The 278-nt window shown below is 66.5% G+C and carries 1 pseudogene; it reads left to right on the plus strand.

The features are described 5' to 3' along the window. Positions 1-257, plus strand: a pseudogene (locus tag EN852_RS40685) (ornithine cyclodeaminase family protein); the annotation flags it as partial. Positions 258-278 lie beyond the last annotated feature (21 nt).

Here is a 278-nt window from a genome sequence, read left to right on the forward strand (position 1 = left end):
GGCTGCCCGAAACGATGCCCCGCTTCGACCGCATTGTCGTCGATGATTTGGAGCAGGAGAGAAATATGACCAAGCCCATGGTTGATCCAGCGCTGGTTGTGGGTGACCTGAGGGGGCTGGTCTGCGGCGATTTTGCGGGGCGGCAGGACGCGGGCGAGACGACGGCGTTTGTTTTCCGGGGGCTGGCGGTGGGGGATCTGGCGGTGGCGGGGGTGGTGTATATGCGGGCGCAGGCGGCGGGGGTGGTTGGGACGTAGGGCAAGGGAGGGAGCGGCCTC

This window comes from Mesorhizobium sp. M2E.F.Ca.ET.209.01.1.1, from assembly GCF_004010375.2.
GTDB lineage: Bacteria > Pseudomonadota > Alphaproteobacteria > Rhizobiales > Rhizobiaceae > Mesorhizobium.